The organism is Flavobacterium sp. GNP011 (assembly GCF_056428925.1).
Window position 1 is genome coordinate 1 of sequence record NZ_JBWJVJ010000059.1, and the last position, 525, is coordinate 525.

The 525-nt window shown below is 45.7% G+C and carries 1 pseudogene; it reads left to right on the plus strand.

Annotated features, from left to right (window positions below):
* Nucleotides 1-525 (plus strand): annotated as a pseudogene (locus tag AC061E_RS16625) (hypothetical protein); the annotation flags it as partial.

The window sequence follows — 525 nt, forward strand, 5'->3', positions numbered from 1 at the left end:
GCATCGCTAATGGAGCTGCTTCGGCTACAGGTACGATTATCGACAATAACAACGCCCCTACTGTAGCAACGATCACTCCGGCTTCGGCTACCGAAGGAACTGATGTGGTATTCAACTTTACACTAAGCAACCCATCGGCGGTAGATACAACTTATACTTTTGTATTGACTAATGGTACGGCTGGAAGTGCAGATTACACTACTACTAACGTTGATGTACTTGTTCCTGCGGGTGCAACTACTGGAACCGTATCGGTACCTACAACTGCAGATGCTATTGATGAAGTAAATGAGGACTTAAGTATTGCCTCTGGAGCTGCTTCGGCTACAGGTACTATTATCGACAATAACAACGCCCCTACTGTGGCAACGATCTCTCCGGCTTCGGCTACCGAAGGAACTGATGTGGTATTCAACTTTACACTAAGCAACCCATCGGCTGTAGATACAACTTATACTTTTGTATTAACCAATGGTACGGCTGGAAGTGCAGATTACACTACGACAAACGTGACGGTAACTGTTC